The organism is Pelomonas margarita (assembly GCF_043555875.1).
GTDB lineage: Bacteria > Pseudomonadota > Gammaproteobacteria > Burkholderiales > Burkholderiaceae_C > Pelomonas > Pelomonas margarita.
This window is the reverse complement of record NZ_JBIGHW010000001.1, coordinates 306,334-320,109: the sequence shown is the minus strand read 5'-3', so window position 1 is coordinate 320,109 and position 13,776 is coordinate 306,334. Positions and strand designations below refer to the sequence as shown.

Annotated in this window: 16 protein-coding genes; 12 read left to right on the top strand and 4 right to left on the bottom strand. The window is 68.8% G+C overall.

Going from position 1 to position 13,776, the window contains the following annotated elements; genetic code table 11:
* Positions 1-73: 73 nt before the first annotated feature.
* Complete coding sequence (locus ACG0Z3_RS01490) at positions 74-787, top strand: YebC/PmpR family DNA-binding transcriptional regulator (RefSeq protein ID WP_394394687.1); 714 nt, start codon at positions 74-76, stop codon at positions 785-787.
* Between the two features lie 60 nt (positions 788-847).
* On the opposite strand, the gene ACG0Z3_RS01485 is transcribed toward ACG0Z3_RS01490, so the two are convergent.
* A complete protein-coding gene (locus tag ACG0Z3_RS01485; RefSeq protein ID WP_394394686.1) occupies positions 848-1,633 on the bottom strand; it encodes a 2-keto-4-pentenoate hydratase in 786 nt (261 codons plus the stop codon).
* A gap of 217 nt (positions 1,634-1,850) precedes the next feature.
* On the opposite strand from ACG0Z3_RS01485, the gene ACG0Z3_RS01480 reads away from it, so the two are divergent.
* The 6 genes from ACG0Z3_RS01480 (at position 1,851) to ACG0Z3_RS01455 (ending at position 6,944) form a co-directional block, all read left to right on the top strand.
* Entirely contained in the window at positions 1,851-2,861 is a 1,011-nt protein-coding gene (locus tag ACG0Z3_RS01480) for a sulfate ABC transporter substrate-binding protein (protein WP_394394685.1), read from the top strand.
* A gap of 153 nt (positions 2,862-3,014) precedes the next feature.
* Complete coding sequence (gene cysT, locus ACG0Z3_RS01475) at positions 3,015-3,881, top strand: sulfate ABC transporter permease subunit CysT (protein ID WP_394394684.1); 867 nt, start codon at positions 3,015-3,017, stop codon at positions 3,879-3,881.
* A 73-nt stretch (positions 3,882-3,954) separates the two neighbouring features.
* Positions 3,955-4,836: a sulfate ABC transporter permease subunit CysW gene (gene cysW / locus ACG0Z3_RS01470; protein ID WP_394394683.1), complete on the top strand. Its 882-nt coding sequence runs from the start codon at positions 3,955-3,957 to the stop codon at positions 4,834-4,836.
* Entirely contained in the window at positions 4,836-5,894 is a 1,059-nt protein-coding gene (locus ACG0Z3_RS01465; RefSeq protein WP_394394682.1) for a sulfate/molybdate ABC transporter ATP-binding protein, read from the top strand. Before cysW ends, ACG0Z3_RS01465 begins: the two co-directional genes overlap by 1 nt.
* A 233-nt stretch (positions 5,895-6,127) precedes the next feature.
* Positions 6,128-6,346 (top strand): TOBE domain-containing protein, encoded by a 219-nt coding sequence (locus tag ACG0Z3_RS01460; RefSeq protein WP_394394681.1) that lies wholly within the window; start codon positions 6,128-6,130, stop codon positions 6,344-6,346.
* 10 nt (positions 6,347-6,356) lie between these two features.
* Positions 6,357-6,944, top strand: coding sequence for an RBBP9/YdeN family alpha/beta hydrolase (locus ACG0Z3_RS01455; RefSeq protein ID WP_394394680.1), 588 nt, complete (start codon positions 6,357-6,359; stop codon positions 6,942-6,944).
* Positions 6,945-6,986: 42 nt separating this feature from the next.
* On the opposite strand, the gene ACG0Z3_RS01450 is transcribed toward ACG0Z3_RS01455, so the two are convergent.
* Positions 6,987-7,946 (bottom strand): LysR family transcriptional regulator, encoded by a 960-nt coding sequence (locus tag ACG0Z3_RS01450; protein ID WP_394394679.1) that lies wholly within the window; start codon positions 7,944-7,946, stop codon positions 6,987-6,989.
* A 179-nt stretch (positions 7,947-8,125) separates the two neighbouring features.
* Here ACG0Z3_RS01450 and ACG0Z3_RS01445 point away from each other — a divergent pair, with 179 nt between their 5' ends.
* The 3 genes from ACG0Z3_RS01445 to ACG0Z3_RS01435 are packed head-to-tail and all read left to right on the top strand — an operon-like array spanning position 8,126 to position 9,375.
* The gene (locus ACG0Z3_RS01445; protein ID WP_394394678.1) at positions 8,126-8,479 is read left to right on the top strand and encodes a YciI family protein; all 354 of its coding nucleotides are present in this window, start codon (positions 8,126-8,128) and stop codon (positions 8,477-8,479) included.
* Between the two features lie 40 nt (positions 8,480-8,519).
* Positions 8,520-8,936: an SRPBCC family protein gene (locus ACG0Z3_RS01440; protein ID WP_394394677.1), complete on the top strand. Its 417-nt coding sequence runs from the start codon at positions 8,520-8,522 to the stop codon at positions 8,934-8,936.
* 28 nt (positions 8,937-8,964) lie between these two features.
* Positions 8,965-9,375 carry an MAPEG family protein gene (locus tag ACG0Z3_RS01435; protein WP_394394676.1) on the top strand — a complete coding sequence of 137 codons (411 nt, stop codon included), beginning with the start codon at positions 8,965-8,967 and terminating at the stop codon, positions 9,373-9,375.
* Positions 9,376-9,461: 86 nt separating this feature from the next.
* Here ACG0Z3_RS01435 and ACG0Z3_RS01430 read toward each other — a convergent pair whose 3' ends face one another.
* The gene (locus tag ACG0Z3_RS01430; protein WP_394394675.1) at positions 9,462-10,343 is read right to left on the bottom strand and encodes a dienelactone hydrolase family protein; all 882 of its coding nucleotides are present in this window, start codon (positions 10,341-10,343) and stop codon (positions 9,462-9,464) included.
* A 131-nt stretch (positions 10,344-10,474) separates the two neighbouring features.
* Between ACG0Z3_RS01430 and ACG0Z3_RS01425 the strand changes: the two genes are divergently transcribed.
* Entirely contained in the window at positions 10,475-11,446 is a 972-nt protein-coding gene (locus tag ACG0Z3_RS01425; RefSeq protein WP_394394673.1) for a CysB family HTH-type transcriptional regulator, read from the top strand.
* On the opposite strand, the gene ACG0Z3_RS01420 is transcribed toward ACG0Z3_RS01425, so the two are convergent.
* Entirely contained in the window at positions 11,447-12,379 is a 933-nt protein-coding gene (locus tag ACG0Z3_RS01420) for a dioxygenase family protein (protein ID WP_394394671.1), read from the bottom strand.
* A gap of 205 nt (positions 12,380-12,584) precedes the next feature.
* On the opposite strand from ACG0Z3_RS01420, the gene ACG0Z3_RS01415 reads away from it, so the two are divergent.
* Positions 12,585-13,568 carry a sulfate ABC transporter substrate-binding protein gene (locus tag ACG0Z3_RS01415; RefSeq protein WP_394394669.1) on the top strand — a complete coding sequence of 328 codons (984 nt, stop codon included), beginning with the start codon at positions 12,585-12,587 and terminating at the stop codon, positions 13,566-13,568.
* The last annotated feature ends 208 nt before the right edge of the window (positions 13,569-13,776 follow it).

The following is a 13,776-nucleotide window of genomic DNA, read 5'->3' as shown; positions in this document are numbered from 1 at the left end:
CGACTTACAGTAATGCCCCCGCCCGACGCGCCTTGTGCACCGGGCCCACCCACCAGATGACACAGGACTCCCCATGGGCGCGCAATGGAAAGCCAAACACAAAGACATCGCGGCCAATGCCAAGGGCAAGCTATTTGGCAAGCTGGCCAAGGACATCATGCTGGCAGCGCGCGGCGGCGCTGACCCCAAGGACAACGCCAAGCTGCGCATGGCGGTGGAAGCGGCCCGCAAGGTGTCCATGCCCAAGGACACGCTGGACCGCGCCATCAAGAAGGGCGCCGGCCTGACCGGCGAGACCGTGCACTTCGAGCAGGTCATCTACGAGGGCTTCGCGCCGCACCGCGTGCCGGTGATGGTGGAGGTGCTGACGGACAACACCAACCGCGCCGCGTCGGACATGCGCGTGCTGTTCCGCAAGGGCCAGCAAGGCACGCCGGGCTCGGTGAGCTGGGACTTCGACCACGTTGGCCTCATCGAGGCCGAACCCGCCGCGCCCGGCGCGGATGCCGACACGGCCGCCATCGAGGCCGGCGCGCAAGACCTGCTGCCGGCCGACGAAGACGGCGTCACCGTCTTCCTGACCGACCCGACCGACCTGGACCTGGTCAGCCGGGCGCTGCCGGCGCAAGGCTTCACGGTGCTGAGCGCCAAGCTGGGCTACCGGCCCAAGAACCCGGTGGCCGCCAGCAGCCTGACGGCGGAACAGCTGGAAGAGGTGGAGAGCTTCCTGGCCGCGATGGACGACAACGACGACGTGCAGCACGTCTACGCCGGCCTGGCCGGCTGAGGCGGAGCCTCACCGGCGCGCGGGGCAAGCCGCCGGCCTGCCCTGCCCTCGATGTCGCGCTCAGGCGCGGGTGATCTGCACCTGCAGCTCGCCGCAGCCGGCGAACACGTGCCGCGACTGTTGGCCGATGCGGATGTCATGCACGCCGGTGATCATGCCGGTGGAGATCACGTCACCCGCCTTGAGCACCTGGCCCTGCTGCGCCCGCTTGTTCAACGTGAAGGCCAGCGCGCCCAGTGGGCCCGGCTTGATGGCGACCTTGCCGCTGCCGACCGACTGGCCGTCGATGAAGGTCTCGACGGCTATGGTTTCCAGCTCGCGCCAGTGGGGGATCTCGGCGCCGACGACCACGCCCCAGTTGTTGCCGAAGTCGGAGATCACGGCGCCGGGGCCGATGTCGTTCAGCGTGGCCAGCGGGCTGCTGGCGACCTCCACACCGATGTGCATGGACTGCACGAAGGGGGCGACGGTGTCCGCAGTCCAGTCGGACTTGCCGGCAGGCGCGCCCTCCGCCACGACGATGACGATCTCGGCCTCGACGGCTGCGAAGCCGCCGTCAAACACCGGGCACTGCGCCGTGCCGCCGGGGCCGACGCGATGGACGTTGGCGGCGAAGGCCGGGCCGATCAGGCGCTCCTCGGGGAACTGCGTGGCGAAAGCCGGGTTCACGCGGGCGACCTTCCAGCCGGCCACGGCGTCGGGCCAGCGGGCGATCGCGGTGGCCTGGATGGCATAGGCCTCGGCCAACGTCGCGGGCGGCGTGCCCGGATAGGCAGGCAACGAGCGGCCGGCGGCGCGGGCGGCGGTAAAGGCGTGGGCGATGGGCTGAGAGGTGTCGACGCTCATGTCAGGGCTTCTTTCTCGGCGCCGGGCGGCGCCATGCGGCCGGCAATGTAACGCGCGCCACCGGGTCCCGGCTTTGCATCTGGGAAAGTCGCCTGATGCCGACGCGGCCTTGCACGGCGACAAAGCCGGGAGCGCATAAGGAAATAAGCAAACTGTCCTTTGGCGAATAAGGGACTTCGGGCACCCTCTCGGCTTTCTTTCCACCGATGGTCACGACATGCCCCTCTCCCTGCTGACCCGCCGCACCGCGCTCGCCCTGCTCACGGCCTCCGCCTCGCTGCCCGCGCTCGCCGCGGACCCGACGCTGTTGAACGTCTCCTACGACGTGGCCCGCGAGCTGTACAAGCAGATCAATCCGGCCTTCATCGCCGCCCAGAAGGCCAAGGGCGTGACCGTCGCCGTGAACCAGAGCCACGGCGGCTCCAGCAAGCAGATCGGCGCCGTCATCGGCGGCCTTGAAGCCGACGTGGTGACGATGAACCAGGCCACCGACGTGGACCAGCTCGCCAGCAGCGGCTTCACGCCGGCCGACTGGCGCAGCCGCTTCCCCAACGCCGCGGCACCCTATTCGTCGACGATGACCTTCCTGGTGCGCAAGGGCAACCCCAAGGGCATCAAGGACTGGACCGACCTGGCCCGCCCCGGCGTGCAGGTCATCCTGCCCAACCCCAAGGTGACGGGCAACGGCCGCTACAGCTACCTGGCCATCTGGGGCAGCGTCATCGCCAATGGCGGCACCGAGGCGCAGGCCAAGGACTTGGTCACGCGGGTGCTGACCAACGTGCCCGTGCTGGACGGCGGCGGCCGCGGCGCGACGACCACCTTCACACAACGCGGCATCGGTGACGTGCTCGTCACCTTCGAGGCCGAGGTGGAGCTGATCGAGAACGAATTCGGCAAGGGCAACTTCGAGCAGGTCAACCCCAGCATCTCCATCGAGACGGACGCGCCGGTCGCGCTGGTCGACAAGGTCGCCGCCAAGAAGGGCACGGCCGCGCTGGCCAAGGCCTACCTGGACTTCCACTGGAGCCCGGAAGCGCAGGAAATCATCGCCAAGAACAACTTCCGCCCGCGCGACCCGGCCATCTTCAAGAAGCACCAGCAGCGCTTCGCCAACATCAAGCTGTTCACGGTGGACCAGACGCTGGGCGGCTGGGCCAAGGTCAGCAAGCAGCATTTTGCGGACGGCGGCTCGTTTGACCAGGTGATGGCGAGCATCAAACGGTAGGACTGTTAGCCCCTCGCCCAGCCCGCCGCGCTGAACGCGGGAGGGTCTGGTCGATCCCCTGAGGGGATGGCGATGGCCGCGGCGTTCAGCCGCTCGCACATCGCCCACGCGGGCCGGCACTCGGCCCCCACATGCAAAACCGATCACAACGACATGGCTTCCTTCTCCCTGGGTAGACGCCGCGTGCTCCCCGGCTTCGCGCCGACGCTCGGCTTCACGCTGTTCTACCTGTCCCTCATCGTGCTGATCCCGCTGGCCGCGGTGTTCCTGAAGTCGTCGGGTCACGGCCTGGACGCCTTCTGGGCCGCCGCCACGTCGCCACGCGTCATCGCGTCGTACAAGCTCAGTTTCGGCGCCTCGCTGATCGCCGCGCTCGTCAACCTCGTGTTCGGGTTGATGCTGGCCTGGTGCATCGTGCGCTACGAGTTCCCGGGCAAGAAGCTGGTCGACGCCCTCATCGACCTGCCCTTCGCGCTGCCCACCGCTGTCGCCGGCATCGCACTGACGGCGCTGTACGCGCCCAACGGCTGGGTCGGCTCGCTGTTCGCGCCGGGCGGCGCGCTGGCCTTCCTGTTCGGCCCCGAGGGCACCAAGATCGCCTTCACGCCGCTGGGCGTGCTGCTGGCGCTGATCTTCATCGGCCTGCCCTTCATTGTCCGCACCGTGCAACCGGTGCTGGAGGACATGGAGACCGAGCTGGAAGAAGCCGCCGCGAGCCTGGGCGCACAGCGCTGGACGACCTTCCGCTTCGTCGTATTGCCCACGCTGCTGCCGGCGCTGCTGACCGGCTTCGCGCTGGCCTTTGCGCGCGCCGTCGGCGAGTACGGCTCGGTGATCTTCATCGCCGGCAACATCCCGATGGTCAGCGAGATCACGCCGCTGATGATCATCTCCAAGCTGGAGCAGTACGACTACGTCGGTGCCACCGCCATCGCGGCCGTCATGCTGATCTTCAGCTTCGTGCTGCTGCTCATCATCAACGGGCTGCAGGCCTGGACCAGCAAACGAGGAACACGATGAGCCCCCACGTTCACTTCGTTCACTGCCCCCCGAGGGGGCTGGCCTCCCTTGGGGCGGCCCGGCGGGAGGCCCGATGAGCACGGCCCTCCATCTCGCGCCGGCCCGTGCCCGCGCCAAGTACCAGGACAACCCCGCCACGCGCGAATCGCCGCTGGTGCGGTTCACGCTGCTGACGCTGGCGCTGGGCTTCTTCGCCATCTTCCTGCTACTACCACTGGTGGCCGTGTTCACCGAGGCACTGCGCAAAGGCTGGGAGTTGTACTTCTCATCGCTGGCGGACCCCGAGACCTTCTCGGCCATCAAGCTGACGCTGATCGCAGCCGCCATCGCCGTGCCGCTGAACCTCGTGTTCGGCGTCAGCGCGGCCTGGCTGATCGCCAAGCACGAGTTCCCAGGCAAGCAGTTCCTGATCACGCTGATCGACCTGCCGTTCTCGGTCTCGCCCGTCGTGGCGGGCCTGATGTACGTGCTGGTGTTCGGTGCCAACGGCTGGTTCGGCCCCTGGCTGCAAGAGCACGACGTGAAGATCATCTTCGCCGTGCCCGGCATCGTGCTGGCCACCGTGTTCGTGACCTTCCCGTTCGTAGCCCGCGAGCTCATCCCGCTGATGCAGGCCCAGGGCAAGGACGAGGAGGAAGCCGCCACCGTGCTGGGCGCCAGCGGCTGGCAGACCTTCCGCCGCGTCACGCTGCCCAACATCAAGTGGGGCCTGCTGTACGGCGTCATCCTCTGCAACGCGCGGGCGATGGGCGAGTTCGGCGCCGTATCGGTGGTCTCCGGCCACATCCGCGGCCTGACGAACACGCTGCCGCTGCACGTCGAGATCCTCTACAACGAATACCAGTTCGCCGCCGCCTTTGCCGTGGCCTCGCTGCTGGCGCTGCTTGCGCTGGTGACGCTGGTGATCAAGCAATTTATCGAGTGGCGCGCGAGCCAGTCGCACGGGAACGAATGATGGGCATCCAGGTTCAGAACATCCACAAGCGCTTCGGCAACTTCACCGCTCTCGGCGACGTCAGCCTGGACTTCCCGCGCGGCGAACTCGTCGCGCTGCTGGGCCCGTCGGGCTGCGGCAAGACGACGCTGCTGCGCATCATTGCGGGCCTCGAACAGGCCGACGCCGGTCGCGTGCTGCTGGACGGTCAGGACGCCTCGGACACCCACGTGCGCGAGCGCCAAGTCGGCTTCGTGTTCCAGCACTACGCGCTGTTCCGCCACATGACGGTGTTCGACAACGTCGCGTTCGGCCTGCGCGTGAAGCCCCGCAAGCAGCGCCTGCCCGAAGCCGAGATCAAGAAGCGCGTCACCGAGCTTCTCAAGCTCGTGCAGCTGGACTGGCTGGGCGACCGCTTCCCGCCGCAACTGTCTGGCGGCCAGCGCCAGCGCATCGCACTGGCCCGCGCCTTGGCCGTGGAGCCGCGCGTGCTGCTGTTGGACGAACCGTTCGGCGCGCTGGACGCCAAGGTCCGCAAAGAGCTGCGCCGCTGGCTTCGCCGGCTGCATGACGAGCTGCACATCACCAGCATCTTCGTCACGCACGACCAGGACGAAGCGCTGGAAGTGGCCGACCGCATCGTGCTGATGGACCACGGCCGCGTGGAACAGGTCGGCACGCCGCAGGAGGTCTACGAGCGCCCGGCCACGCCGTTCGTCTACGGCTTCCTGGGTGCAGTCAACCGCTTTGTCGGGCATTCACGCGGCGGCGTGCTGCACATCGGCGAGCACCAGCTGCCGCATGCGGGCTCGCATGGCGAGGGCGAGGTGCAGGCCTATGCGCGGCCGCATGAGCTGCAGATCCAGACTGACGAGTCGGCGCATGGTTTGTCTGCGACGGTCGAGCGTGTGCTGTCGTTCGGCGCCAGCGCCCGCGTGGAGCTGATCGGGCCGGACGGGCAGCCGCTGGAAGCGGAGCTGACGCGAGAGGAAGCCGAGGGCCTGCGGTTGCAGGGCGGGCAGCGGGTGAAGCTGAGCGCAGCGCGATTGAGCTTGTTCGAGGCGGGCGCGGGCATCTGAGGTTACTGGCAGCACTGTTGGTGCTGTCTGCCTGAAGCCTTTCGACTCGGTGTCGAGCTGCCGGGAGTCCGCCCAAGCGGGCCGGACTCCCGGCATAGCAGCGGTGAGCAGCTCGCTCTCCAAAGCAACCCAGCCCTCTTCCTCGCCCCACGCATAGCCCACAGCAAAACTCTTCTTTCCCTAACGAAGCGGCGATGAGCACACTGGACCCATCCAACCAGGAGAGTCCCACCGTGACCATCACTGCCATCAACGTCCGCAACCAGTTCCGCGGCACCATCAAGGAAATCATCGAAGGCCCGGTCGTCTCCGAAGTCGACGTCATCACCCGCAGCGGTGATGTCGTCACGTCGGTCATCACCACGCGCTCGGTGAAGGATCTCGGCCTGGAAGTCGGCCGCGAGGTCGTCGCCCTGGTCAAGTCCACCGAGGTGTCCATCGCGACGCTGTGAGGCCCGGGCCATGAGCTACAAGCCACCCCGCATCCTCGTCATCCCGGGCTTGCACGACAGCGGCCCGACGCACTGGCAGACCTGGCTGCAAGGCCAGTACCGCGACGCCCGCCGCGTCACGCAGCGCGACCCCAGCCGCCCCGAGCTGGAGCGCTGGGCCGAGCGCATCCAGCGCACGCTGGAAGTGGCGGGCGATGGCGAATGGCTGGCCGTGGCCCACAGCTTCGGCTGCCTGGCGCTGGCCCGCCACCTGGCCGAGCACCCCGACTCGCTCATCCGCGAGGCGCTGTTCGTCGCCCCGGCCGAGCCCGACCGCTTCGGCCTGGCCGAGGCCCTGCCCCATCACCGCCTGCCGCGCCGCTCACGACTCATCGCCAGCAGCAACGACCCGTGGATGAGCGCCGCCAGCGCCGCCCGCTGGGCGCACCGCTGGGGCGCCAGCTACAGCAACCTCGGCGCCGTGGGTCACATCAACGCGGAGGCCGGCTTCGGGCCCTTGCCAGTAGCCAAGAGCTGGATCGAGGCGGCGCGCGCCCGCGCGGCCGCCGAGCACCGGCCCCGCCACGCGGAGTTTCGCGAGTGGACCTTCGCCATCTGAGGGGGTGAGCGCCGTTCGCCCTCGCCCCCCCCCCCGCCGCAGTCACGCCAGCGGCACAAACTCCGCCAGGTCGGCGCTCAGATCGGCATGACCGCCAAAGTGCTCGATGCAGAAATCGACGAAGGCGCGAACACGAGCAGGTAGCTGCTTGCGACTCGGGAAGTGGATGAACAGCTGCCAGCCTTCCGGCGCATGGCCTGGCAGCACGCAACGCAACGCGCCCGAGCGCAGGCTGGCCAAGGCCAGCGGCTGGGGCAGTTGTGCAATGCCCAGCCCGCTGGTGCATGCGTGCAGCAGGCTGCGGTAGTCGTTGCACGCCAGCCGACAACGCCCCGCCGTCGGCAACAGTTGCACGGCGCGTGCACCGTCGCTGCGGGCCTGCAGGACAAAGGGCACGGGCTGAGCCTGCCCACTGAGCTGCAGTGCCAGCAACGCGTGGCCGGGCGCCGACAAGGCATCCAGGTCCGCAGGCACGCCATGGGCGGCCAGGTAGTCAGGCGATGCACAGAGCGGCAAGCGCAAAGGCCCCAGTGCGCGCGCCACGAAATCGGCGTCCTGCATGGCACCCACCCGGATGCCGACATCGAAGCGCTTGGCAATCAGCGGGCTGCTGTCTTCACTGAGCTCCAGTTCCAGCCTGATCTGCGGATAGCGCTTGAAGAACACCGGCAGCAGCGGCACCAGGTACAGGAACGCCACCGGCGACACCAGGCTCGCACGCACCAGGCCGCTGGCCAGACGCGCGTCGTCATGGGCGCTGCGGCAGGCGAAGTCCAGCGCCGCCAGCGGCTCGCGGCACTGCGCCAGAAAGGCCTCGCCCTCTGACGTCAGGGCCAGGGCGCGCGTGCTGCGCGCCAGCAGGCGCACGCCCAGCGCCGTTTCGAGCCGGCTGATGTTCTGGCTGACGGCCACGGCGCTCACGCCCAGCTCCCGGCCCGCCGCAGCAAAGCTGCCGAGCTCCGCAGCACGGGTGAAGTTCAGGATGCCGCGCAAGCTGTGCACCGCCGGAATTCTGCCTCAGCACTGCCAATCCAAAAGTAAAACTTTGCACTGCATGAATCATTACACCCATTGGCTACGCAATACCCTGCACCTATCGTGCACCCACGGTGGCAGACAAGGCCACTGCAGCCGCCTCTGAAACAGCTTTCCGGCCCCTTCACCCTCCTTCGGAAGACACCATGAAATTCCTGCTGATGTGCCAGTTCAAGCCCGCCGCCCTGGCAACGGTTACCGCCGCAGACGCGGCGCGCATGATGGAGGCCATGATGGGTTTCAACCATCAGCTCATCCAGGCTGGCGTGCTGCTCGCAGCCGGGCAACTGGCGCCCCCTGAAACCTCGCAGCGCGTCTTCGCCAAGGCCGGCCGCATCCAGACCGAAGATGGCCCGGCCCTGCCCGGCGATACCCAGATCGGCGGCTACTACCTCATCGATGTCCCCGGCGAACCCGAGGCCACCGGCTGGGCGGCCCAATGCCCAGCCGCGCAGTTCGGTGTCATCGAAGTCCGGCAGGTGGCCTTCTCGCCGCTCTGACACTCACCAGCAACGCCTTCACACCCAACAGGGAAAAAACATGCAGTTCGAACACACCCAGCGCATCGCGGCCGCCCCCGCGCGCATCTTTGCTCGCTACGCCGACGTAGCCTCTTGGCGCGACTGGGACGCCGACCTCAAGGCGTCGTCCCTCGACGGCGCCTTCGTCAGTGGCGCAACCGGCGTGGTGGAGCCCAAGTCCGGTCCGAAATCGACGGTCCGCTTCGTCGACGTGAAGCTCGATCAAGGCTTCGCCGTGGAGTGCAGGCTGCCGCTGTGCACGATGCGCTTCGAGTACGAGCTTCACCCCACCGGTGGCGGCACACTGGCGACGCATCGGGTCGTCTTCAAGGGCGCCCTCGGGTGGTTCTTCGGCCGCGTCATCGGGTCGGGCATGCGCAAAGACCTGCCCAAGTCGATGCAACGCCTGGAGCAGGTCGTGCTGCAATCCGCCTGACACCATCTCTCCCCGGAAGGAGTGCTTCTTGTCAGCTGCACCTGTTCACTGGACCTTGCTGTTCGCGGGCACCTGCGCCCTGCTGCAGTGCATGCTGACCGCACTCGTGATCGCCCAACGCGTGCGCTCGGGCATCAACTTCCTGGATGGTGGTGACCGCACGCTCCTCAGGCGTATTCGGGCCCACGGCAACTTCAGCGAGACGGCGCCGATGGCGCTGCTCCTGATGCTATTGCTTGAACTGAGCGGCGTCGCGCCGGCCTGGCTCGTGATGCTTGGCATGAGCTTGCTGCTGGGGCGGCTGCTGCATGCCGCAGGCGTGCTGGGCTGGGGCGGCCGCAGCACGCAACTGCTGGGCATGGCCCTGACGCTGGCGGCCTTGAGCCTGAGCGGGCTTGGCTGCATCGGGCTCGCCTACACGCGAGCAGCTGGCTCGTGAACCCTGAGCGGATGCCCCGTTGAACGGCGAGATCGCCGGGTCCACCGGCGCTGCGGCAGCCAACCGATGGCGGGTTGCAACCCGCTCTACGCCAGCGTGGCCTTGAACACCGCCAGCATGCGCTCCCACGCCAACTGCGCGGCGGCCGCGTCGTAGCGAGGTGTCGTGTCGTTGTTGAAGCCGTGCTGCGTGCCGGCATAGCTGAACATCTCGTAGCGCGTGCCGGCGGCCTTCAGCGCCGCCTCGTAGGCCGGCCAGGTGGCGTTCACGCGCTCGTCGTTGGCCGCGTAGTGCAGCTGCAGCCGCGCCTTGATGCGAGCCACCTCCTCGGCGGCCGGCGCACCGCCGTAGAACGGCACGGCCACGGCCAGCTCGGGCACCTGGGTGGCGACATGGCTGGACAGCGCCCCGCCCCAGCAGAAGCCCACCGCGCCCACCTTGCCGGTGGATTCCGGCAGCGTCAGCAGCGCGCGGGCGCTGGCGACGATGTCGGCCCGCGCCTTGGCAGGGTCCAGCTTCTGGAACAGGGCACGCGCCTCGTCCTCGGTGCCGGGGTAGCCGCCCAGCGGCGTCAGCGCGTCGGGCGCATAGGCAACATAACCCGCCAGTGCCACGCGGCGAGCGATGTCCTCGATGTGCGGGTTCAGGCCACGGTTCTCGTGGATCACCAGCACGGCCGGCAGCTTGCCCGTCGCACCCGCCGGCTTGGCGAGATAGCCCTTCACTTCGCCATTGCCGTCCGGCGACGCAAAGGCCTGGCGGCGCGTGGCAAGGCGCGCGTCATCGGGCCTGACCTGCTGCGCGGCCGCGAAGCTGGGGCTCAGCGCAGCCAGCAGCGCGGCGGCGCCAGCCGGGCCGCCTGCAAAGCGCGCCGCCTGATCCAGAAAGCCGCGCCGGCTCAGGTCGCCATGCACATAGCGGTCGAACAGCGGCCAGGCCTCGGCCGGAATCTCGTGCGGACGGGTCATCGCAGATCTCCAAGTGCGGGAAGCCGCGACTGTAGTGAGTCGGCAAGCCCGACGATGGTGTCGGGATTTGCATATCGATATCGCGATTCGTTCGACGACAGCCGCGCGCCGTCTCTCCAGAATGCCGCCGCATGAACTTTCAGCAGCTCCGTTCCGTCCGCGAAGCCCAGCGCCGCGGCTTCAATTTGACCGAGGTCGCCCAGGCGTTGCACACGTCCCAGCCCGGCGTCAGCCGGCAGATCCGCGAGCTGGAGGAAGAACTGGGCATCGAGCTGTTCGTGCGCGTGGGCAAGCGCCTCACGGGCCTGACAGAACCGGGCGAACACGTGCTGCCTGTCATCGAGCGGCTGCTGCAGGAGGCCGAGAACCTCAAGCGCGCGGCCGACGACTTCGCGCAGGCCGGCAGCGGCCGGCTGCGCATCGCCGCCACGCACAGCCAGGCCCGCTACGCGCTGCCACCGGCCGTGCGCGACTTCCGCGCCCACCACCCCGACGTCAGCCTGCACCTGCAGCAGGGCTCGCCGCAACAGATCGCGCGGCTGCTGTTGGACGGCGAGGCAGACGTGGGCATCGCCACCGAGGCACTGGCCGAGTACCCCGAGCTGATCGCCCTGCCCTGCTACCGCTGGACGCATTCGGTCGTCGTACCGCCGGGCCATCCGCTGCTGGACGGCCCGCTCACGCTGGCCCGGCTGGCGCAGTTCCCCATCATCACCTACGAGCCTGGCTACACCGGCCGCTCGCACATCGACGAGGCCTTCGCCAGCGCGCAGCTCGCGCCGCACATCGTGCTCAGCGCGATGGATGCCGACGTCATCAAGACCTACGTGGAGCTGGGCCTGGGCGTGGGCATCGTCGCGGCCATCGCATTCGACGACGAGCGCGACCGCCAGCTGCGCGCGCTGGACGCGCGCCACCTGTTCGCCGACAACATGACGCGGCTGGCCGTTCGCCGCAGCGCCTACCTGCGCGACTACGTGTACGCCTTCATCCAGACCTTCGCCTCGCCGCTGACCCGCGAGGTGGTGGACGCGCAGCGCCAGCTGACGGCGGACGACAGCGCCGACACGCTGCCACCGCTGCTGCGCGCCGTGGGCGGCTGATCAACCCGGCCGGCGCGGGCGCGGTCCCGGCCCGCCAGGCAGGGGCCGCAGCCCCAGGCCGGGCGGCAGGGGTGGCAACGCGCCGTCCGGTGGACGCGGGCCCCGGCCGGGGCCGCCCGGCTCGCCCAGCAGCTCCGCCCGCGGCGGCGCGGCTGGGTCCACCGCCAGCGTGATACCGGCCAGGTAGCCGGCCGCCACGCTGCCCGACAGCGCCAGCATCTCGGTGCCCGTGCCGTCAGCGAACACCATGTCCTCGGCAAAGCTGCGCACCGAGGTGTTGGGGCCCTGGCCGTACAGCGGGCTGGCGTAGACGGCGTCTGTCACCAGCGGCGGGAACGCGAACTGCGTCGTCGCCACCGACGCGCTGCGTGCCGACAAGGCGCTGCCGGGCAGGAACACCATGCAGTGGATGTGGGTGATGCGGCCCTCGTACCAGCCGGGGTAGACGGTGTGAAACGTCACCGCGCCGTCGGCATCGCAGCGCTGCACGGCCCGCATGAAGGTCGAGGGCTGGGCAGCGCCGGCGGCGGCCTGCTCGTCGCCGGAGTAGGCGCCGTCCTTATCGCAATGCCACAGGTAGACCCAGGCGCCCGCCAGCGGGGCGCAGCGCCGGCTCGCATCCGTCACGACGACGCGCAGCGTCAGCGGCACACCGGGGCGGCCCTCGGTCATGTCGCTGCGCAGCAGCGCCGAGCCGGCCAGCGCCGCGCGCAGAGGGAACGGCCCTTCGGTTTCATGGGCGACGACGCTGCAGCCGGCCGCCGCCTGGCCCGCCAGTCGCTGTAGTTCGGCCTCCAGCGCCGTGGCCGTGGCCACCGGCACGGCGCCATCGGCCGCCTGGCCGGCGGCCGGCGCGCACAAGGCACCGAACGCGCCCAGCAGGCGGCGGCGGTCGGCATCGGGGCGGGCGGGGGATTCAGCAGTGGAACGCATGGTGCAGGCCGCCTGCACGGCGGCGTCGTTGGGGTCTCGCGGCCACTTTAGGGAGGCCGGGTTTCCAGCGTGTGGCCGCCATATCACCAAGCTGACACATGGCCCGGCCCCTGCAACGAAAACCGCATGAGCAGCTGCGCAAGCCTTCGTTGTGAGCGACAGGCGGCCTCCCTAGAGTGAGCCCCATCACTTCAGCAGGCCTCTCATGCGAACCGTTCTCGCCACCCTCGCCCTGACTCTCGCCGCCACCGGCGCCCTCGCCCAGACCACGCTGCTCAACGTCTCCTACGACCCGACGCGCGAGCTCTACCAGGACTTCAACAAGGCTTTCAGCGCCCACTGGAAGGCCAAGACCGGCGAGACCATCACCATCAAGGCCTCGCACGGCGGCTCGGGCAAGCAGGCCCGCTCCGTCATCGACGGGCTGGAGGCGGATGTCGTGACGCTGGCCCTGGCCTACGACATTGACGCCGTAGCCGACCACAAGCTGCTGCCACTGGACTGGCAGAAGCGCCTGCCGCAGAACGCCTGCCCCTACACGTCCACCATCGTCTTCCTCGTGCGCAAGGGCAACCCCAAGGGCATCAAGGACTGGAACGACCTGACCAAGCCCGGCGTCGAAGTCATCACGCCCAACCCCAAGACCAGCGGCGGCGCGCGCTGGAACTACCTGGCGGCCTGGGGCTACAACCTGAGGAACGGCGGCACGCCGGCCACGGCGCAGGAGTTCGTCAAGAAGATCTTCGCCAACGTCAAGGTGCTGGACTCCGGCGCGCGCGGCTCCACGACGACCTTCGTGGAGCGCGGCATCGGCGACGTGCTGATTGCGTGGGAGAACGAAGCCTTTCTGGCCGTGAAGGAGCTGGGCCCGGAGAAGTTCGAGATCGTCACGCCCAGCCTGTCCATCCTGGCGGAGCCGCCGGTGGCGGTGGTGGACAAGGTGGTGGACAAGCGCGGCACGCGCAAGCAGGCCCAGGCCTACCTGGAGTTCCTGTACGGCCCCGAGGGCCAGGAGCTGGCCGCGCAGAACTACTACCGTCCGCGTGATGGCAAGGTGGCGGCGAAGTACGCGAAGACCTTCCAGCCGGTCAAGCTGTTCACGCTGGGCGAGCTGTTCGGCGACTGGCGCACGGTGCAAAAGGCGCACTTCGACGACGGCGGCCTGTTCGACAAGATCTACATCAAGTAAACAGGCCCCTCGCCCCAAGCGCTCCTGCTGAACGCAGGCGCTTGGGTCGGTCCCCCGAGGGGCGGCGATACAAGTGGCGTCGAGCCGCTTGTCAATCGCCTGGCGGACCGGCTTGGGGCGGCCCGGCGCTCGGCCCGCGCCAAGGCGCGACAGCAGCGACGACATGTGAAGTCTTGTTGCCGCCATCGACGGCCGAGCCCGGCCGCGC